The organism is Frigoribacterium sp. Leaf186, from assembly GCF_001423905.1.
Classification (GTDB): Bacteria; Actinomycetota; Actinomycetes; order Actinomycetales; family Microbacteriaceae; genus Frigoribacterium.
Map to the genome: position 1 here is coordinate 294,425 of NZ_LMPQ01000010.1, position 19,942 is coordinate 314,366.

A 19,942-nucleotide genomic window follows, 5' to 3' on the forward strand; every position below is an offset into this window, starting at 1 on the left:
GTGGGGACGAGCCGTCGTCCGTCGTCGCCGGGACGACGGGCTCTGCCCGATCGATGACTCCTTCGTGGGGTCAGCGGTCAGTAGCCGCCGTAGTAGTCCGAACCCGACGAGAGGCCGGCGATCCAGAAGCCGAAGACGATCCAGCTCAGGACGATCAGGACCACCCCGGCGTAGCCGACGATGAGCCCGGTCAACCAGAGCCCGCGGGCGTGACGCTCGCGCGACATGCCGAGGTGCCCGAGGACGACACCGGCGATCGAGGCGACGATCGAGAGGCCGAAGGTGAACGGGGCCAGCACGAGGCCGGCGATCGATCCGATCATCGACAGCAGGCTGAGCAGGCGCGGGGGCTGGGCTGCACCGGCCGAGGCGTAGGGCGGATAGGGCGAGCCGTAGGGCTGCTGGCCGTACGGAGTGCCGCCGTACGGCTGCTGGCCGTACGACTGCTGCCCGGAAGGCTGCTGGGCCTGAGGCTGCTGGCCGTAGGGCTGCTGGCCGTACGCCTGCTGCCCTTGGGGCTGCTGGCCGTACGCCTGCTGACTCTGAGGCTGCTGGCCGTACGCCTGCTGACTCTGAGGCTGCTGGCCGGAGGACTGCTGGCCGTAGGGCTGCTGGCCCTGGGCCTGCTGCCCGTAGTGCTGCTGGCCGTACGGCGGCTGACCGGGTGCCTGTCCGGCGGTGCCCTGCTGCTGGCCGTAGCCCTGCTGCTGGCCTTGGCCCTGCTGCTGGCCGTAGCCCGACTGCTGGCCGTAGCCCTGCTGCTGGCCGTACCCGGCAGGCTGACCGTACGCGGCCTGCGACTGCGTGCCGGGTTGCGCGTACGGCGGCCGGGGCGGCTGCGGAGCACCCGGCGGGACCTGCCCCGGGAGGGACCGCTCGGGACGCGAGTGGGGTGCGGACGCCCCCTGAGGGGCCCCGTACGGAGCCGAGCCCGTCGGCGGCGCACCGGCCCCGGCATACGGCGACGACGCAGGCGGCTGCGACGGCGCCCCGGGGAAGGCGGTGGGCGGCAGGGGCGGCGACGCGGCGGCCGCGCTCCGGTCGCCCTCGGTCGGACGCACCGGCGGCGCGCCGGGCGCCGGGGGAGGCGTGGGGGCCGAGGGCGCGGTCGGTGCCGAAGAGGGCTTCTCGGGGGTGGTGTCGTCGGTGGCCATGAGCTGCCTTTCGCGAGCGGTGGGTCGGTCGTGTCGTCGGTCGGTCGGCGCGGCGACGGTCGTGCCGGTCGCGTCCGAGAGACACGAAAGGGCCCGCACCGTCCGGTGCGGACCCCGTCATGCTAGCGAGGCCGCCGATGAGCGGCCCCTGGGAGACGACGCCGTCGGCGCCGCCCGGGCCTAAGAGTTGTAGCTGCCGTCGTAGAGGTCGGGGTTGCTGGCGATCGCCCCGAAGACGGCGACGATCAGGATGATGCCGATGATCGTGAGGGCGACGACGACGTACCCGAGGATGAGCCCCGTCAACGCCATGCCGCGGCCCTCTTCACCGCGCTTCTTGATCTGGCTCAACGCCATGTGGCCGGTGACGATCGCGCCGATCGAGGTGATGGCGGTGACGAAGCCCGCGATGCCGAGGATCATCGAGACGAGCGCGAGGGTGTTGCGCTGCCCGGGGGCGCCGTTCTGGCCCTGGTAGGCGGGCTGCCCACCGTAGGGCTGACCTTGATGGGCCGGCTGCTGCCCCTGGTACGCCGGCGGCTGACCCTGGTAGGGGTTCTGCGACGAGGGCTGGCCCTGGGGCGTGGAGTGGGGGTCGGTCATCGGTGACGTCCTTCTGCTGAGGTTCGGCCGGTGACGGCCGCGGTCGGTCGAGCCCTTGCATGCTAGCGGCGACGGCCCCCCGACGACCGGGTCCCCTCGGCCCGCCGCGGTGCGGGCCGACCCCGAGGGCGACCGCCCGGCCCGGCGTCAGACGGCCTGCACCGTCGTCACGGGCAGGGTCGAGTCGGCCCCGAAGTCGAGCGGCGACGGCGCCCGGCCGCGCGAGACCAGCTCGGCGCCCAGCGCGGCGATCATCGCGCCGTTGTCGGTGCAGAGCGAGAGCGGCGGCACGCGCAGCTCCACGCCGGCGGCCGCACAGCGCTCGGCCGCGAGCTGCCGGACGCGGGCGTTCGCGACGACTCCCCCGCCGAGCAGCAGACGCGGCACGCCACGGTCGGCGCAGGCCGCGAGCGCCTTGGTCAGCAGGACGTCGGCGACCGCCTCTCGGAAGCTGGCGGCGACGTCGGCGACCGGCACCGCGCCTCCTTCGCTGCGACGCTGCTCGACCCACCGGGCGACGGCCGTCTTCAGCCCCGAGAACGAGAAGTCGTAGCGGTGCTTCGCGAGGTCTTTCGGCAGGGTGAGCCCGCGCGGGAACCGGATGGCCCGCGGGTCGCCGCCCTCGGCGACCCGGTCGATCTGGGGGCCGCCCGGGTAGGGCAGGCCGAGCAGGCGGGCGACCTTGTCGAAGGCCTCGCCCGCGGCGTCGTCGATGGTCTCACCGAGCAGCTCGACGTCGTCGACCAGGTCGCGCACGTGCAACAGCGAGGTGTGTCCACCCGACACGAGCAGCGCGATCGTCGGCAGCTCGAGCTCGCTGCCGTCCTCGCGCAGCACGTCGGCCCCGACGTGCCCGACGAGGTGGTTCACGGCGTAGAGCGGCTTGCCGGCGGCGAGCGCCAGGGCCTTCGCCGCGCCGACCCCGACCATGAGCGCGCCGGCGAGCCCCGGCCCGCTGGTGACGGCGATCGCGTCGAGCTCGGCCACCGTGACGTCGGCCTCTGCGAGCGCCGCGGCGAGGGCGGGCTCGAGGGCCTCGAGGTGAGCACGGGCGGCGACCTCGGGCACGACGCCGCCGTAGCGGGCGTGCTCGTCCATCGACGACGAGATGACGTTGGCCAGCAGCGTCCGACCCCGCACGATGCCGATGCCGGTCTCGTCGCAGCTGGTCTCGATGCCGAGCACGAGCGGTTCGCGGGTGGCGGTCACGGTCGGTCGTCCTGCCGGTCGAGGGGGGCGTCGCCGAACGGCTCGGCCCGGGTCGGAACGGTCTCGGTGACCGCGGCGGGCACGGTGAGCCTCATGACGACCGCGTCGACACCGTCGGGCATGTAGTAGCGCTTCCGGACGGCGATCGGCTCGAACCCGAGCGACTCGTAGAGGTGCTGGGCCCCGGGGTTGTCGGCCCGCACCTCGAGGAACACCTCGTGCACGCCGGCCTGCCGCGCCTCGCCGAGCAGCTGCGTCAGCATCGCGCGGCCGAGGCCCCGGCCCCGGTGTTCGGCGAGCACGGCGATGGTCTGGACGTCGGCCTCGCGGGCCCCCTCCGGCGCCAGCATGCCGGCGTATCCGACGACCGTGGCGTCGTCGCCCTCGGCCGTGGCCACGAGGTAACGACCACCGGGCGCCGTCAGCTCGTGGGTCATGCTCGCACGCGACCAGGCGTCGTTCGCGAACGTCGTGGTCTCGATCGCCATGATGCCGTCGAGGTCGTCGAGGGTGGCCGTGCGCAGCAGGACGCTCATCGCGTCACCGGCTTCGGGCCGGCCGACGGGGTCACGTCGGGCTCGCGGAGGTAGAGCGGCTCGGCCTCGGCGAAGGCGCGACCGTGCTCGAAGAGCCGCTCGGCCAGCATGCCCAGGGCCGCCGCCGAGACCGCCGTCGCGTCGGGGTCGGTGCGGGGCCAGGACGAGGAGGCGCCGGTCGCCTCGTCGAGGTCGGCCGGCTTCGTGAGGGCGGGGCCGGCCGCGAGCACGGGCAGGCCGTCGTCGTCGAGACCCGACCACGCGCTGAACGCCACCTCGCGGCGCCGGGCGTCGGTGACGACGACGAGGGGCGAGTCGAGTCGGCCACCGGCCGTGGTGACCGGACGACCGGCCTCGGCCGAGAGGCGCTCGAACGCGACCGCGTCGTGGCTGCCGACCGACAGGCAGGGGACGCCTGCCCCGAAGGCGAACGCCCGGGCGGCGGCGATGCCGACGCGGAGGCCCGTGAAGGGGCCGGGGCCGCGACCGGCGACCACGGCCGAGAGGTCGGACGGGGCGACGCCCGCCTCGCGGAGGGCCTCGTCGATCAGGCTGCCGATCACCTCGGCGTGGCGCCGGGTGTCGGCGACCGTGCGTGCGGCGAGGACCCCGCCGTCGCGGTCGACGACGGCGACGGACGAACCGGCTGAGGTGTCGATGGCCAGGATCACGGGGTCAATCGTAGGCGGTGTCGGGGGGCCGACCCGCGCCTCCGGAGGGGTGACGGAGCCCGGCCGGGGCCGGGCTCCGTCACGTCGATCAGAAGGCGCCGATGCGCCGGGCCGAGCCGGGCTGGCCGATCAGGGCCGCGATGTCGGACGGCAGGGTCGAGACGATGCCGAGCGACGACGCGAGCAGGCCCGTCATGCCACCGAGGTCGAGGACCGACGACGTCTCGACGTTGCGCCATGACGAGTTCTTGGCCGACAGCGCCGCCACGCTGTCCAACCTGGTGACCGTCTTGTTGTCGCCGCCTCCCCAGCCGACCAATGTCGCCTGAGCTGTCGTGCGACGCTGGTTGAACGCGTTGCCGGTGAACGAGATGCCCATCGAGTCCGCCGAGCGGTTCGTCTTGCCGTCGAGGACGAACACTTGGTAGGAACCGCCGCTGCCGAAGGCGTTGTTGGCCACGGTGATCTTGCCGGTCACCCAGCTCATGGTCGGGTCGGGAAGAGGACGACGGCGGTCCTGGCCCGTCGAGGCCGTCGCCTGCCGACGCTCGTCCTGCGTGATCTTGACGCCGAACTGACTGAAGCCGCCGATCGAGTTGTTGTAGACGCGGACGTCGTCGGTGTTGAAGATCTGCAGCCCGGCCTTGCCCCCGGTGATCACGTTGTCGGCCACCACGGCCTTGCTCGAGAGCTCGAGCTGGATGCCCGTCCACTCGTTGCCGTCGACCGTGTTGCCCGTGATCTTGCTGTCGTAGACCGACTCGTCGAGCCAGAGACCCGAGCTGTAGTTGCGGCTGATGTCGTTGTTCGTGACCGTGACGCCGCGCGACCGGGTGATCTTGACCCCGCCCGACACCGGAGCCTCCTTGAAGCGCTGCCAGTTGTTCTGGCGGATCACCGAGTCGGTGAGCTCGAGGTCGTACGAGGCGTTCGTGCCGACGCCGAGCAGGCCGCTGCGCTCGACCGTCAGGTGCTGCAGGCGGCCGCCGTTGTTCTCGAGGTTGATGCCGATCATGGCGTTGTCCTGGATGACCAGGTTCTCGGCGGTGCCGCCCGTGTTGCCGAGTCGGATCGCACCACGGTCGGCGTACGGAGTCGCGTAACCTCGGACGCCGAGGCCTCGGATGGTCGAGTCGGGGGACTGGACCCAGATGGCCTGACCCTTGTTGCTGATCCGCACGGCATGACCGGACGGGTCGCTGCCGAGCAGGATGCGGCCGGAAGCCGGATCGGCCGCGAACGTTCCTGGTGCCAGACGGTCCGGGGCGACCTGCGTCAGTTGCACGCCGTCGTAGAAGAGCTGGTCCGGTCGCGCCGCCAACGGGAACGCGGCGGAGACGAAGCGGGGGTTGTCCGCGACGTTGTCCATCGTGTTGCTCGGGAAGGACGACCAGGGCGTGCTCCAACCGGAGCCGGCGCGCTGCCACGACGAGACGGGCACGGAGCCGTCGAGCCAGACGGCCTCACGAGGGAACGACTGGATCGTCAGCTTCTTCTGGAACGGCACGACGACGCTCTCGTTGTACGAACCGGCGCGCAGCACGACGGTCCCGCCCGAGGGGGCCTTCGCGACGGCTGCGGCGAGGGTGCGGAGCGGGGCCGACTGCGTGCCTGCCGCCGAGTCGTTGCCGCCGGGGGCGACGATGATCGCACCCGCCGGGACGGCGTACGACGTGCCGCCGACGGGTGCCGAGCCCTGCGAACTCGACGGCGACGTCACCGGAGCCGTCGGCTCAGGCGTCTCGGTCACCGGGGTCGTGGGAGCCGGCTCAGGAGTGGGGGTGGTGGGTGTCGGCACCGGGACGGGAACGGGAACGGGCGCTGCCGTCTGGGGCGAGGTCGTCACGGAGAGGTCGTCGAATCGCGTCTCGACAGCTCCCTTGTTGCCACCGGAGGCGTACTGCCAGATTCCGACGACGCCAGGAGCAGCTACGCGCGTCGAAGAGGAGTCCTGGACCGAGACCTGCCAGTCGGGCTCCGTCGCGCCGCGGACCCAGGCCTTGCCCTGGAAGGTGACGGTCGTGGCGCCCACCGCGCGGAACGCCACGGCGACCGTGGAGCCCGTCGTCACCGACGACGGCAGCACGGTCTTTCCCATCGGGCTCTCCTTGCCCTTCCACACCCGGCTCATCGCGAGCACGGCCTTGCCCGAGGTCCCCAGCTCGAGGCGACCCCGGTACGTGGAACCGTCCGTCTGCCGACGGAGTTCCCAACCCTGGTAGAGGGACGCCGGGGTCGTCGGCAGCGTGATGCTCTGACGAACCTCGACGTCCTGGGCCGAAACCGACTTCAGGGTGGCCGTCGCGGACCCACCGGGCTTGAGCCCTGTGATCTTGGAGACGCCGTCGCCGACCGAGAAGGCCGCCGAGGGGCTCGCCCAGGTCGTCCACGCTCCGCCCTCCTCGGCCGAACCCCAGCCACCGGTCGCCGTGCGTGACGCCGTGTCGACCGCGACGGTCGTCGGAGCGGCGGAGGCGCTGGTGGCCGGCACGAGGACGGCCGCGAGGCAGGCCACGGCGGTCACCAGTGCGCCCACCACCGGACGTGAACGGGTGGGCGGGTCGAGCCGGGGCGTGGGGGCGCTGGACATCGGCGCTCCTTTCGTCGAGGTGGAGTACTGATGATCGCGTCGCGGCACCCCCAGGACGGGGGCTTGCGGAAATCCGATCGGAAGAGGCGGATCGGGTCCTTCCGAGGACAAGACGTGATCTTGTTACATTCACGCTCACTCCGCAACCCTCCGTCAGCCCCCGTCGTGGTGGCTCCCGCTCGGGTGGCAACCGTCCGGGGGGCACCCGGACCGGGGTCGAGGAGACCTCATGCGTCGCTTAGAGTTCACGCATGACTGAGCTCAGGGTCGGCCCGGCGGCCAGGACGGCCGACTTCGGGGCACCGCGCCGGACCGGTCGCGGCGACGCGCGTACGTGGGTCCGCGTTCTCGCCGCGGCCTCGCTCGTGGTCCTCGGTGCTCGCCTGACGTTGCCGCAGGGCCTCCAGGCTGGCTTCGTCGTGGCCGCAGTCCTGTCGCCCGTGTGGTGGGGGGCCTTGCGGCGTCATCGCTGGGGCGTCCCGTTCATGTCCCTCGGGCTCGCGGCGACGGCCGCCGGGATCTGGCTCGGCGTCGCCAACACGAGCGACCACGAGCTCTCGAGTTCGGCGGCCCTGCCGATGACCGTCATCCTGCTGGGGACCCTCCTCAGCGTCGGGCTCTTCCTCTGGGCCCAGGAGGCGTTGACACCCGAACGCGCCGTCCTCTGGTTCGGCATCGGGCTCGCTCTGGGGTTCACCCCCGACACACCTCTCTTCGCGAGCAATCCCTGGAAGTTCGGCTTCGCGTTGCCTGTGACGGTCATAGCACTGGCCTTGGCCGCGCGCTTCGGCCGACGTTGGGAGTTGGCCGTCCTGGTCGCCCTGACGATCGTCGCGGCCCTCAGCGACTTCCGGTCCGCCTTCGGGCTCCTGCTGCTCGCTGCCCTGCTCGTGTTCGCCCAAGTGGCGATCGTGCGCCCACACCGACGCCCCTCGCCCGTGGCGGTCTTGGTCGGGCTGGGGGCCCTGGGCGTCGTCGTCTTCCAGCTCGGCCAGGCCCTCATCCTCGACGGTTACCTGGGACTCGCGACGCAGACCCGCAGCATCGAGCAACTCCGCGGCTCAGGCTCGCTCATCCTCGGCGGCCGGCCCGAGCTCGCCGCGACCGGTGCGTTGATGCAGCACCATCCCTGGGGGTTCGGGGCAGGCTCGGTGCCGACACCGGACGACATCCGCCTCGCGAAAGAGGGCATGAACGGCATCGGGTACCAACCCGACAACGGCTACGTCGAACGGTTCATGTTCGGCGGCCACTTCGAGTTGCACTCGGTCTTCGGCGACCTCTGGGCCCAGTCCGGCATCGTCGGGCTGGCGCTCGTGACCGCTGTGCTGGTCCTCCTCGCAGTGGGCGTCATCCGTCGCATCGCGGAAGGCACGGCGAGCGGCATCCTCTTGTTCACCGCAGCCCAGAGCACCTGGAACCTCTTCTTCGCACCGTTCTACAGCGCGTTCCCGACACTCGTGATCGCGCTCGCGCTCGCATTCGTGCCCGTCGAGAGGTTCACGGGCGGTCCCATCGTTCGACGATGGTCATCGTTCCGGCCCACCGACTGACAGGTGTGAAGCCCGCGCGTTCGAGCACCTCGGCGTCGGCCGCTCCGGTCGGTGCGTCGGACGGAGAGACGACCCAGACTCGGTCGACCTGGGCCAGCCGGGTGCGCGGGGACTCGAGTGGCCACGCGGTGCCCCGAAGGGAGTCCTGAGCAGCCGGTCCGGTCCTGCGGGTGACGTCCACCAGATCCTCGAAGGCGTCAGGGTAGGCCACCGCGACGTTGCTCGTGGTCCGGTCGACCACCGTCGCCACCTCGTCACCCAGGGGAGCGAAGTACACCCCGTCGCCCGGAGACGCCGATGCGTCGACCACCGCGGCGGCCTCGGCCCAGTCCGTGCCGCTCTTGCCCGTCACCTGCCGCTGCGAGACGTAGATCGGAGCGCAGAGCGCGACGACGACGACGACGACGACCACCCGGGTCGTCCGACGGCGGAGGGCGGCGACGCCGAGTCCGACGAGGGCGGCGCAGGCGGGGGCGGCGAAGGTGAAGTACCGCGGGTTGTACAGCGGGCTGACCGCCAGGCTGTACGCCACGACGATCACCGTGGGCACGACGAGGACGGGCACGAGCACCCGCAGGGCGTCGCTCCCGCCGCGGTGACGGCCGGCCACCACCGCGATCACGATCAGGACCCAGCCGACCACGGCCAGGGCGAGCGAGGCCAGCGCCCAGGGCTCGGTCGGCGAGGCGGTCGACGTCACGCGGGTCGGGGTCCCGCCGAGGAACCACTGGTTCACGACCACGCCGCGCGCGATCTGCACGAGGCCGAGCCGGTTGTCCCCGAGCTGACCCTGCTGACCCGCCGCGAGCAGCACCACGGGCGACGCCGCGAGGCCGCCGCCCGCGGCCGCGACCAGCCAGGCGAGACGTCGTCGGACGGCGACGTCCCGCGCGAGGACGACCGTGACCGCGTGGGCGACCGCGAGCAGGGCGACGTAGATGTTGAGGGCCGTGCCGACCCCCAGGAGGGCGGCGTACCCGATCCACCGAGCCGCGCCTCCCCGGCGCAGGGCCACCACGAGCAGCACGGTCGCCCAGACGGCGAAGGCCGCGCTCGGACCGAACGACCGCGCCTCGACGCCCATCCAGGTGATGCGGGGCAGGACGATCGCCACCACGGCGCCGAGCACCGCCGCGTCTCGTCGGCCGAGCACGACGAGCAGACGGTGCACGCCGACCACCGAGGCGCCGACGGCCACCGCGCTCGGCAGCCGCAGGGCGAACGGCGAGATGCCGGCGACGCTCGTCCACAGGTGCATCACGAGGTAGTAGGCGGCGTGCACGGCGTCGATCCGCTGCACCAGCGCCCACAGTTCGGGCAGCGACCGCGTGGCGGCCGAGATCGTGGCGGCCTCGTCGGTCCAGAGCGACACGGTCGACGAGCCCACCAGCGCCACGGCCGTGCCCGCCAGGCCCCACGCGAGCGGGACGGCGGCCGAGGAGGCGCGCGACCGACGCGAGGACGCCGCGGTCCCGGCCGGTCGGGTCGTCGTCGGGGTGGTGGTGGTCATGGCCGTCCTCACGCCTGGCCGACCGCGGGCCGTCGCCTCGGGCGAGGGAGAGGGCGACCGGGCCGACGGGTCGGGTGCGGGTGGCCCGGAGTGCTGGCATGCTAGCAGCGGCCCTGGACCCCGCCGGCGTCCGGCGGGACGGGCCCACCCGACCGAGGAGACGCCATGTCGTCAGACGACCAGACGCCCACCGACCCGACCACCCCGCGCTCCCGTCGTCGCCTCGTGATCGTCGGCGGCGTCGGCGTGGTCGTGCTCGCCCTGCTCGTCGCCCTCGTGATCGTGCCGGCGGTCACCGGCGGCGAGGACGACGGACCCGGAGCCACCGGGACGGCGACGGGATCGGACTCCCCCTCGGACGCCGCGTCCTCGACCGGCGCGTCGGCGGTGCCGACCGACACCGCGCCTCCTGCGGCGGGCCCCGACACACCCGAGGCACCACCCGTCGGCCTCGACGAGTCGCCCACCGTCGTGGACGGGGTGACGGTCCGGGTGAAAAGCCTCGACGGGGTCGACGGAGAGGCCACCCTGCCCGGCGAGGTGAGCGGGCCGGCCGTGCGTGCCGAACTCGAGGTGGACAACTCGTCGGGCGACCCCGTCGACCTGTCGACCGTCGTCGTGAACCTGGCCTACGGGTCGGACCGCACGCCCGCGAACACGTTCTCGACCGGGACTTCTTCGTTCCCGGCCAGCGTCGACGCCGGGGCCACGGCGACCGGGGTCTACGTCTTCGCGGTGCCCGCGGACGCCCAGGACGACCTGCGCCTGACCGTCGACTACGCCGTCGACGTGCCCGTCGTCGTCTTCGAGGGGTCGACCTCGTAGTACTCCTGTACCCAGAACGGGGGCCAATGTCCCCCCTAGGGGGGACCTTATAGTCGTCAAGCCATCGGTACCCGAATGCCGGTGTCACTTACCCGACCCGAATGAGGCCTCCCCATGGGAAGAACCGTCTCGTCGCGCCTTCGCCTGCCCGCGATCGTCGCTGCGTCCGCCGTGCTCCTGTCCGTCCTGGTCGGAGTGCAGCCCGCCACGGCCGACTCCGCCCCCACCGACCCGACGTCGCCGTCGACCCCGGCGACCGTGACCGCCGACCCGCTCCCCGCGCCCCAGATCGACGGCTCGGTCTTCTCGCAGGTCATCGTGGGCAACACGGTCTACGCCGCGGGCAAGTTCACGAAGGCACGCCCGGCCGGCTCCCCCGCGGGCGTCAACGAGGTGCCGCGCAGCTACCTGCTCGCCTACGACATCACGACCGGCGCGCTCTCGACGACCTTCGCCCCCGTGATCGACGGCCAGGTCAAGGCACTCGCGGCCTCGCCTGACGGCAAGCGCCTCTACATCGGCGGTGCGTTCACCAAGGTGAACGGTGTGAACAAGTACCGCCTCGCGGCACTCGACCCCACCACCGGTGCGCTCGTCACGAGCTGGAACCCGGGAACGAACGCGACGGTCAACGCCATCGCCGCCGTCGGGCCGAACGTCTACATCGCCGGCGTGTTCTCGAGCATCGGCAAGGACACCCGCACCAAGGCCGCCGCGGTCACCGCCTCCAACGGCACCAACCTGCCGTGGGCCCCGCAGATCGCCGGTGGCGACGTGCTCGGCCTGGTCGCCAGCCCCGACGGGTCCAAGATCGTGCTCGGCGGATCGTTCAGCTCGGTCAACGGATCGTCACAGCCCGGATACGGGCTCGCGATGGTCGATTCGACCTCGGCGGCGAACCTGCCCCTCCAGGCCAACGACGTCGTCCGCAACGGCGGCGGTCAGGCGGCGATCTACAGCCTGAGCGCCACGGCCAACGGGTTCTACGGCTCGGGCTACACCTTCGGTGGCGGCGGACGCCTCGAGGGCGCCTTCAAGTCCACCTGGAACGGCGACCTCGCCTGGGTCGAGGACTGCCACGGCGACACCTACTCGGTGGCCGCCAACAGCACCGCGGTCTTCGTCGCCGGCCACCCGCACTACTGCGGCAACATCGGAGGCCAGCCGCAGACCGAACCGTGGACCTTCCAGCGCGCCATGGCCTTCAGCGACTCGGCGACCGGCACGGTCGGCAACGACCCCTACGGCAACTACTACAACTTCGCCGGCACCCCCGCCCCGAGCATCCTCCACTGGTTCCCCGACTTCGCGACCGGCACCTACACCGGCCTGAGCCAGGGCCCCTGGAGCGTCGCGGCCAACGACAAGTACGTGGTCTACGGCGGGGAGTTCCCGTCGGTCAACGGCAAGGCGCAGAACGGCCTCGTCCGCTTCGCCGTCTCGAGCATCGCCCCGAACAAGACGGGCCCCGAGGCGTCGGGCGCGCTCTTCACCCCGAACCTCGTCTCGCTGTCGTCCGGCACGGTTCGCGTCAGCTGGCAGTCCAACTGGGACAGGGACAACGCGAACCTGACGTACGCGGTGTACCGCGACGGCGACCTCACGAACCCCGTCTACACGACGGCCACCTCGTCGACCTTCTGGAAGCGCCCCGCGCTCGGCTTCGTCGACAAGGACCTCGTGCCGGGCAGCACCCACAGCTACCGCGTCCGAGCCACCGACCCCCTCGGCAACACGGTGATCGGTGACGGCGTCAACGTCACGGTGACCGCCGACAAGGTCTCGCCGTACGCCAAGCAGGTCGCCGCCGACGGCGCCACCTCGCTCTGGCGCCTCGGCGAGAAGAGCGGCTCGACGGTCTACGACTGGGTCGGCTACGACGACCAGCAGGCTCAGGCGGGCGTGACGCGTGGCACCACCGGCCAGACCGTCTCGGACTCGGACGGTGCGAGCACCTTCTCGGGCACCGAGACCGGCCTCTCGTCGACGGCCTCGGCCATCGACGGCCCGCAGACCTTCTCGGTCGAGGCCTGGTTCCGCACCACGTCGACCACCGGCGGCAAGATCGTCGGCTTCGGCAGCAACCGCACCGGCAACTCGAACTCGTACGACCGCCACCTCTACATGGACCCCCGGGGCCGCGTGTCGTTCGGCGTGTACCCGAACGCCAGCCGCGTCATCACGAGCCCGACCGCGTTGAACGACGGTCAGTGGCACCAGGTGGTCGGAACGCTCAGCTCGGCCGGCCAGTCGTTCTACGTCGACGGCAAGAAGATCGCGACCGACACCGGCACGACCGGCGCCCAGGCCTACACCGGCTACTGGCGGATCGGCGGCGACAACAACTGGGACGGCGCCCCGTACTTCCAGGGCGACATCGACGACGTGTCGGTCTACCCCGGCGCGCTGAGCCCGAAACAGGTCGACGGTCAGTGGGTGGCCTCCGGGCGCACCAGCAAGCTGCCCAAGGCCCCGGCCGACGCCTACGGCGCCCGGGTGTTCCAGGACGACCCCGAGGTGTACTTCCGCCTCGACGGCGACGGCCAGGCGGTCGCGGCCGACGCGTCGCCGGTCGGCACCGACGGCCTCGTCAGCGGAGGGGTCACCACCGGTGGCGCCCCCGCGGTCGCCTCGGGATCGGGCCGCTCGGCGACCTTCGACGGCTCGTCCGGCGGGATCTCGACGAACACCTCGTACGACAGCCCCAACAACTACACGCTCGAGACCTGGTTCAACACGACCACGACCTCGGGCGGCAAGCTGATCGGGCTCGGCAACCAGCAGACCGGGTACAGCGGCAACTTCGACCGCCACGTCTACATGGAACAGGACGGTCGCCTGCAGTTCGGCAACTGGACCGGGCAGATGAACCTCGCGAGCAGCACGGCGAGCTACAACGACGGCCGCTGGCACCACGTGGTGGCCACCCAGGGCTCCGGGGGCATGAAGCTCTACGTCGACGGCGCACAGGTCGGCTCGAACCCGTCCACTGCCTCGGACGGGTACCGCGGGTACTGGCGCCTCGGCGGCGACAGCTCGTGGAACTCGGGCTCGGGCTACTGGGCCGGGAGCCTCGACGAGGCGGCCGTCTACGCCCGCCCGCTCGACGCCGCGACGATCGCCCAGCACTACGCGCTCGGTGCCGACAAGCCGAACGCCGCACCCACGGCAGCCTTCTCGTCGGCGCCCACCGGCCTCGGCGTCGCCTTCGACGGCAGCACCTCGGCCGACGGCGACGGCTCGATCGCCTCGTACGCCTGGGACTTCGGTGACGGCTCCGCCGTGACGCCGGGAGCCAAGCCCACGCACACCTACGCCGCCGGCGGCACCTACACGGTCACGCTGACCGTGACGGACGACCGTGGTGCCGTGGGCACGACGACCGCCACCGTGACGGTGACGCCGCCCCGCGTGAACGCAGCGCCCACCGCATCGTTCACCTCGAGCGTCGACCACCTGGCCGTCGCGGTCGACGGCCGGGCCTCGGCGGACGCCGACGGCACGGTCGCCTCGTACCGCTGGGACTTCGGTGACGGCACGGCGGCGGTGACCGGCTCGACCGCGAACCACACCTACGCCACGGCGGGCACGTACACCGTCACGCTCACGGTGACCGACGGTGAGGGCGCCACCGGCACCTCGACCGGCACCGTCACCGTCGCACCGGCACCGCCGGCGAACGTCGCCCCGACGGCGTCGTTCACCAGCGCCACGTCGGGCCTCGCGGTGACGACCGACGCGACGGCCTCGACCGACGCGGACGGCACCGTGGCCGGTTACGCCTGGACCTTCGGCGACGGCGGCACGGCCACCGGCGCCAAGGCCTCGCACGCCTACGCCGCGGCCGGCACGTACACCGTGACCCTCACGGTGACCGACGACAAGGGCGCCACCGGCACCTCGACGGGCACCGTCACGGTCGCGCCGGTCCCGAACGCGGCCCCCACGGCCACGTTCACCACGGCGACCGACAAGCTGTCGGTGACCACCGACGGGCGGGCCTCGACCGACGCCGACGGCACCGTCGCCTCGTACGCCTGGGACTTCGGCGACGGCGGCACGGCGACCGGCAGCACGGCGAAGCACGACTACGCCACGGGCGGCACGTACACCGTGACCCTCGTCGTCACCGACGACAAGGGAGCCACGGGCACGCGCACCTCGACGGTGACCGTCACCGCGCCTCCCGTGGTCACGGCCGCGGTCAAGGACGGCTTCGGCCGTTCGGTGACGGGTGGCTGGGGCACGGCAGAGGTCGGTGGCACCTGGGCCCGCACGGGCAGCGCGTCGCAGTACGCGGTGACCGGCGGCGTCGGCACGCAGTTCCTCGGAGCAGCGGGCTACAACACCTCGATGGCCCTGACCGGCGTCAGCACGACCGACGCCGATCTGCGCACCAGCGTGAGCCTCGACAAGGTGGCCACCGGTGGCGGCACCTTCGTCTACGTGACCGGCCGCAAGGTCGCCACGAACTCGGAGTACCGCGCGACCCTGCGCTACCGCTCCGACGGGCGCGCCGTCGTCGCCCTGACCGCCTTCAAGGGTTCGGCCACCGGCGTCAACCTCGTGGGTGAGACGCTCGTGCCCGGTACGGTCGCCCCCGGGGCGAAGCTCAACGTGCGGCTCGAGGTGAGCGGCTCGGGCACGACGACGATCCGCGCCAAGGTCTGGGCGGACGGGACCGCCGAGCCGACGGCCTGGACCGTGTCGACCACCGACACCTTCGCGGGGCTGCAGGCACCCGGCTGGGTCGCCCTCGGCGCCTACGCCTCGGGCAGCACCACCAACGCCCCGCAGACGGTCTCGTTCGACGACCTGAGCGTCTTCAAGCCGTGACCGGCGCCGTCCCGGAGCTCCCGAGCGGGCTCGTCGTCCAGCAGTCGTTCCCTCGACCGCGGCCGACGACGAACCCCTACCTCGTGATGCTCCGGGACGCCGTCGGCGCGGTGCCCGGGGTCGAGGTGCGCACCTTCAGCTGGAAGGGCGCGCTGCTCGGCCGCTACGACGTGTTCCACGTGCACTGGCCCGAGATCCTGGTCTCGGGCCGCAGCCCACTCAAGGCGCTCCTGCGCCAGGCGCTGACCGTCGCCCTGGTCGCGAAGCTGGCGGCGACCCGCACGCCGATCGTCCGCACCGAGCACAACCTCGAGCTGCCGAGCGGCATCTCGCGCCGCGAGCGGGTGCTGCTGCGCTGGATCGAACGACGCACCACGCTCTGGGTGCGCCTGAACGACGAGACGCCCGAGCACCCCGACGCACTCGGGGCGCTCATCCCCCACGGCCACTACGTCGACTGGTTCTCGCGCTGGCCGTGGCCGGCCCGCGAGACCGGTCGGGTCTCGTACTTCGGGTTCATCCGTCGCTACAAGGGCGTCGACGGCCTCGTCCGCGCCTTCCGCGGGGTGCGCGGCGACGACCGACGCCTGCACGCCGCCGGCAAGCCCTCGACGCCCGAACTGGCGAAGGGGCTCGAGGAGCTCGCGGCCGACGACCCCCGGGTCAGCCTCGACCTGAGGTTCCTCGACGACGAGGCCCTGATCGACACCGTGCGACGGGCTGAGCTCGTCGTGCTGCCGTACCGCGAGATGCACAACTCGGGCGGCGTCCTCACGGCCCTGTCGCTCGGCCGCCCGGTGCTCGTGCCGGCCAACGAGGTCAACGCGCGCCTGGCCGACGAGGTCGGGGCCGACTGGGTGCGTCAGTACTCCGACGAGCTCGGGTCCGGCGACGTCGAGCGTGCGCTCGAGGCGGCGTCACGGCTGTCGGAGGACGCCCGCCCCGACCTGTCGGCCCGCGACTGGGACCGGGCCGGCGAGGCACACGTCGCCGCGTACCGACGGGCGATCGCCGCCGTGCGCGGTCGGGCCTCGGGCAGCGGCCGACGGGCCCGCTCGTGAGGTCAGGCGTCGCCGCGGCCGTACTCGCGGTACGCCGCGCCCCACGCACCCGCCACCATGCCGGCGCCGCGGGCCATCGTGCGGATGCCGCGGGCGCGCTGGCCCAGCGCCCGTCGACCGAGCGGCCGCGTCACGGTGCCGACCGCGTAGCGGCCCAGCCCGCCGGCGACGCGCACGCCGCCCTTCACCGAGAGCCGGAGGCGCGTGACCAGTCGCGAGGCCCCTCGCGCGGACAGCATCACCGAGGTGAGGCTCCAGCCGTTGCCGCTGCTGTAGGCCCGCTGCACGACCCAGCGCCGCGTCACGCGGGCAGCCGGCACGACGTCGGTGACGACCGCCTCGGCGCACCAGAGGATCGTGCCGCCACCCGCGACGAGGCTGCGGGTGAAGAGGGTGTCCTCGCCGCCGACCTGCCCGAGCGCCACGTCGAAGGCGAGCCCCCGGCGGCGCACCGCGGCCAGGTCGAGCAGCAGGTTGTTGGTGGCGGCGACGTCGACGGGCGTGCCGGTGGCCAGCCGTCGTCGGACGAAGAAGCGCCCCTCGACGATGAACGGCTCGGGCTCGACCTCGTACTCGCTGCGCACGGGTCCGACGACGGCCGCGGCGCCGGTCTCGGCCTGCAGTGCGAGCAAGGCCGCGAGCCACGGCTCGGACGGTCGCTCGTCGTCGTCGATGAAGACCAGCAGGTCGCTCTCGCCGCTCTCGACCAGGGCCCGGTTGCGGGCCGAGGCGATGCCGGGCGTGGCCTCGACGACGTAGTCGACGCTGACGGGCCCGTCGGCGTGCGTCGGGTCGGCCGCCGCGAGCGCCGCCGCCTCGACGCGCTCTCGCCCCGACCCGCCGGCGTCGTTGTCGACCACGAGCACCCGCGCCTCGACGCCGAGCGCGCGCACGCCGCGGGCCTGTTCGACGAGCAGCGGCAGCACGGCGTCGAGGTCGCGGGGCCGGCGGAAGGTCAGCACGGCGATCGTCAGGAGGCGCGGTGCGGTCGGGTCGGTCGTCACGGCCCCCAGCATGTCAGGTCGGTGACGGGCGTCGGTCCGCGCACCGCGCCTCCTGCGGGTGGGCGGGGGACGAACCGTGGGTGAGTCGCTCGCGGGGCTGTCGGTGGTCGTCGTCAACTACGGCTCGACCGAGTTGCTGAGGCAGAACCTCGCCCCCGTCTCGCGGGCGGTCGACGGCCTCGTCGTCGTCGTCGTCGACAACTGGTCGGGGGCGGGCGAACGCGCCCGCGTGAGCGAGCTGGCGGCCGGCGAGGGCTGGCTGCTCGTGGCCCCCGACGAGAACGAGGGGTTCGGCACCGGCGTCAACCTCGGCGTCGCCCGGGCCCGCGAGGCCGGAGCGCGCCACCACGTGCTGCTCAACCCGGACGCGGTGGCCGACGCGACCGCACTCGCGGCGCTGCACCGCGCCTCCTCGTCCGAACCTCTGACGATGAGCGCCCCGACGGTGCTGCGCCCCGACGGCAGCCTCTGGTCGGCCGGCAGCGACCTGTACCTCGACGACGGACGCATCCGGTCGCGGCGTCGACGCGAGCCCGGTGCCCGCGTCGAGGAGTGGCTGAGCGGCGCCTGCCTCGTGCTGAGCGACGAGCTCTGGCAGCGCTGCGGCGGCTTCGACGACGACTACTTCCTGTACTGGGAGGACGTCGACCTGTCGCGCCGCGTCGTCAGCGCAGGAGGCGCGCTGCGGCTGCTCGACGACGTCACCGTCGTCCACGCCGAGGGCGGCACGCAGACCGCCGGCGGGGCCGACCGGTCGGGGCAGGCGAAGTCGGCGGGGTACTACCGGTACAACATCCGCAACCGGCTGCTCTTCGCCGCGAAGCACCTCGGCGACGACGACCTGCGCCGGTGGCGGCGGCTCACCCCGCGCATCGCGTGGGAGGTGCTGCTGCAGGGCGGCAGGCGCCAGTTCACGCGGTCGCCGGGGACGCTGCTCGTCGGCCTGCGGGCCGTGCTCGAGGGACGCCGCATCGTCGCGGCCGAGCTGCGCCGGCGTGCCGCGGGAGCTCGTTGATAAATTTATCAAGGGCAGACCCGAGGGATCGTCCGCTGGGGCACGTGGGGGCGGTGCGGCGCGGCTGGAGCGTCCACAGGGCGCGCCGGGCGGAGTTCCTCGACCCCGGCAGGGTGCGCCGCAGGACGCTCGTGAGCGGGCTCGCCGCCACGACCCTCGGGGCCTTCCTCGTCGTCGCCGACGCGCTCTGGGTCCTCTTCGACGGGACGCCCGCCCTCGACGTCGTCGCGATCGTGCTCTTCGCGGCCGCCCTGGGCTGCCTGGTCGCGACGCTCTGCCCGGTGGTCGACCGCTCGGCCGCTCCCCCACCAGGGGCCCCGCTCGGGGACTGGCGCCGGAGTGAGCGCATCGAGCGTCAGTTCAGCGCGCGCCCGCCCGAGATCGAGCCCGAGGACCGCGACGAGGTCGTCGCGGCGGCCGGACGGCTGATCGGCACGTCCGTGGCTGCCGTGAGCCGAACCGTCTGGCTGCCCGCAGCCTGGCTCCTCGCCTGGGCCGCGCTCGTCGTCTCGGGGCTGCCGTCCGACGACCAGCTGACGCTGCTCGTGCTGCCGGCGCTCCTGGGCCTGCTCCAGGCGACGACGTGCCTGGTCGCCGTGACCGCCTTGGCTCGGGCCGACGCCGCACGACACCGCGCGCTGGCGCTGCCACCGGCCCCGCCGCGATCCGCCCGTTCGGCCCCGCCGCGCGAGGGACGCGGCGGCTCGCAGTTGGCCCTGCCCGACGAGTGACGGATTGAGGCCGGACGACGACGAAGGAGGCGCACCCACGAGAGCGCGTCGGCACCGGACGCCACGCCCGGGCCGCGATCACCCCGCGGCGTCAGGCGACGACGCCGTCGGCCCGGCGACGACGCCCTCGTCGCCCGACGGGGGCACGACGCGGAAGCGCTCGAGGACGACCACGGTCGAGTCGTCGACGCCGAAGCCCTCGCCGAGCTCGGCGCGCATCTCGGGCGACGACCAGAAGCGGACGTGCCCCGCTCGCCAGTCGTCCACCGACTCGTAGCCCTCTCCCTCGGCGAGTGCGTGCGCGAGGGGCACGTCGCGGAGCGCGACCGACTCGACCCCGGTGGTCTCCAGCACCGACCGCCGCCGCCCCTCCGAGTCCACCATCACCCCTCGCTGGCCGTCGCGGGGCAGCGGCTCACCCGCCCGCTCGTACTCACGCAGCAGCGAACTGGTGGCCGTCTTGACGCCGGCCTCGACGGCCGCGACGATCCGGTCGCGCAACGGGCCGGGGAACGCGAACTCGACGAGCGGCAGGTCTTCGGTCATGTCGAGAGCCAAGCAGACGGTCCGTGGACCGCCAAGCAGACGGCCTGACACGGGCGTGATCGACGCGCGCGGTCGTCCTCGACGGACCGTGTTCGACG

The 19,942-nt window shown here is 72.8% G+C and carries 15 protein-coding genes; 6 read left to right on the forward strand and 9 right to left on the reverse strand.

Going from position 1 to position 19,942, the window contains the following annotated elements:
• Window positions 1-77: 77 nt before the first annotated feature.
• The 6 genes from ASG05_RS16725 to ASG05_RS08110 form a co-directional block, all read right to left on the reverse strand.
• Window positions 78-1,154, reverse strand: coding sequence for a DUF4190 domain-containing protein (locus ASG05_RS16725; RefSeq protein WP_056259646.1), 1,077 nt, complete (start codon window positions 1,152-1,154; stop codon window positions 78-80).
• Between the two features lie 180 nt (window positions 1,155-1,334).
• Window positions 1,335-1,757: a DUF4190 domain-containing protein gene (locus tag ASG05_RS08090; RefSeq protein ID WP_056259649.1), complete on the reverse strand. Its 423-nt coding sequence runs from the start codon at window positions 1,755-1,757 to the stop codon at window positions 1,335-1,337.
• A 147-nt stretch (window positions 1,758-1,904) separates the two neighbouring features.
• Window positions 1,905-2,966 (reverse strand): tRNA (adenosine(37)-N6)-threonylcarbamoyltransferase complex transferase subunit TsaD, encoded by a 1,062-nt coding sequence (tsaD, locus tag ASG05_RS08095; protein WP_056259651.1) that lies wholly within the window; start codon window positions 2,964-2,966, stop codon window positions 1,905-1,907.
• Window positions 2,963-3,502: a ribosomal protein S18-alanine N-acetyltransferase gene (rimI, locus tag ASG05_RS08100; RefSeq protein ID WP_056259652.1), complete on the reverse strand. Its 540-nt coding sequence runs from the start codon at window positions 3,500-3,502 to the stop codon at window positions 2,963-2,965. Before rimI ends, tsaD begins: the two co-directional genes overlap by 4 nt.
• Window positions 3,499-4,173: a tRNA (adenosine(37)-N6)-threonylcarbamoyltransferase complex dimerization subunit type 1 TsaB gene (gene tsaB / locus ASG05_RS08105; RefSeq protein WP_056259655.1), complete on the reverse strand. Its 675-nt coding sequence runs from the start codon at window positions 4,171-4,173 to the stop codon at window positions 3,499-3,501. Before tsaB ends, rimI begins: the two co-directional genes overlap by 4 nt.
• Before the next feature lie 88 nt (window positions 4,174-4,261).
• Window positions 4,262-6,763 (reverse strand): nitrous oxide reductase family maturation protein NosD, encoded by a 2,502-nt coding sequence (locus tag ASG05_RS08110; RefSeq protein WP_157490137.1) that lies wholly within the window; start codon window positions 6,761-6,763, stop codon window positions 4,262-4,264.
• Window positions 6,764-7,014: 251 nt separating this feature from the next.
• On the opposite strand from ASG05_RS08110, the gene ASG05_RS08115 reads away from it, so the two are divergent.
• On the forward strand, window positions 7,015-8,316 hold the full coding sequence (locus tag ASG05_RS08115; RefSeq protein ID WP_056259658.1) for a hypothetical protein: 1,302 nt from the start codon (window positions 7,015-7,017) through the stop codon (window positions 8,314-8,316).
• Here the strand turns inward: ASG05_RS08115 and ASG05_RS08120 are convergent.
• Window positions 8,264-9,826: a glycosyltransferase family 39 protein gene (locus ASG05_RS08120; RefSeq protein ID WP_056259660.1), complete on the reverse strand. Its 1,563-nt coding sequence runs from the start codon at window positions 9,824-9,826 to the stop codon at window positions 8,264-8,266. The genes ASG05_RS08115 and ASG05_RS08120 overlap by 53 nt on opposite strands.
• A gap of 165 nt (window positions 9,827-9,991) precedes the next feature.
• Between ASG05_RS08120 and ASG05_RS08125 the strand changes: the two genes are divergently transcribed.
• From ASG05_RS08125 to ASG05_RS08135, 3 genes are all read left to right on the forward strand, one after another.
• Window positions 9,992-10,651, forward strand: coding sequence for a hypothetical protein (locus ASG05_RS08125; RefSeq protein WP_056259662.1), 660 nt, complete (start codon window positions 9,992-9,994; stop codon window positions 10,649-10,651).
• Window positions 10,652-10,765: 114 nt separating this feature from the next.
• On the forward strand, window positions 10,766-15,487 hold the full coding sequence (locus tag ASG05_RS08130) for a PKD domain-containing protein (protein ID WP_056259665.1): 4,722 nt from the start codon (window positions 10,766-10,768) through the stop codon (window positions 15,485-15,487).
• On the forward strand, window positions 15,484-16,548 hold the full coding sequence (locus ASG05_RS08135) for a glycosyltransferase (RefSeq protein WP_056259667.1): 1,065 nt from the start codon (window positions 15,484-15,486) through the stop codon (window positions 16,546-16,548). The genes ASG05_RS08130 and ASG05_RS08135 overlap by 4 nt, the downstream gene beginning before the upstream one ends.
• A gap of 2 nt (window positions 16,549-16,550) precedes the next feature.
• Here the strand turns inward: ASG05_RS08135 and ASG05_RS08140 are convergent, their stop codons facing one another.
• A complete protein-coding gene (locus tag ASG05_RS08140) occupies window positions 16,551-17,552 on the reverse strand; it encodes a glycosyltransferase family 2 protein (protein ID WP_235491439.1) in 1,002 nt (333 codons plus the stop codon).
• Between the two features lie 76 nt (window positions 17,553-17,628).
• Between ASG05_RS08140 and ASG05_RS08145 the strand changes: the two genes are divergently transcribed.
• Window positions 17,629-18,567, forward strand: a complete 939-nt coding sequence (locus tag ASG05_RS08145) for a glycosyltransferase family 2 protein (protein ID WP_157490138.1) — start codon at window positions 17,629-17,631, stop codon at window positions 18,565-18,567.
• Window positions 18,568-18,698: 131 nt separating this feature from the next.
• Window positions 18,699-19,298, forward strand: coding sequence for a hypothetical protein (locus tag ASG05_RS08150; protein ID WP_056259670.1), 600 nt, complete (start codon window positions 18,699-18,701; stop codon window positions 19,296-19,298).
• 78 nt (window positions 19,299-19,376) lie between these two features.
• On the opposite strand, the gene ASG05_RS08155 is transcribed toward ASG05_RS08150, so the two are convergent.
• Complete coding sequence (locus ASG05_RS08155; RefSeq protein ID WP_056259672.1) at window positions 19,377-19,844, reverse strand: ASCH domain-containing protein; 468 nt, start codon at window positions 19,842-19,844, stop codon at window positions 19,377-19,379.
• Between the last annotated feature and the right edge of the window lie 98 nt (window positions 19,845-19,942).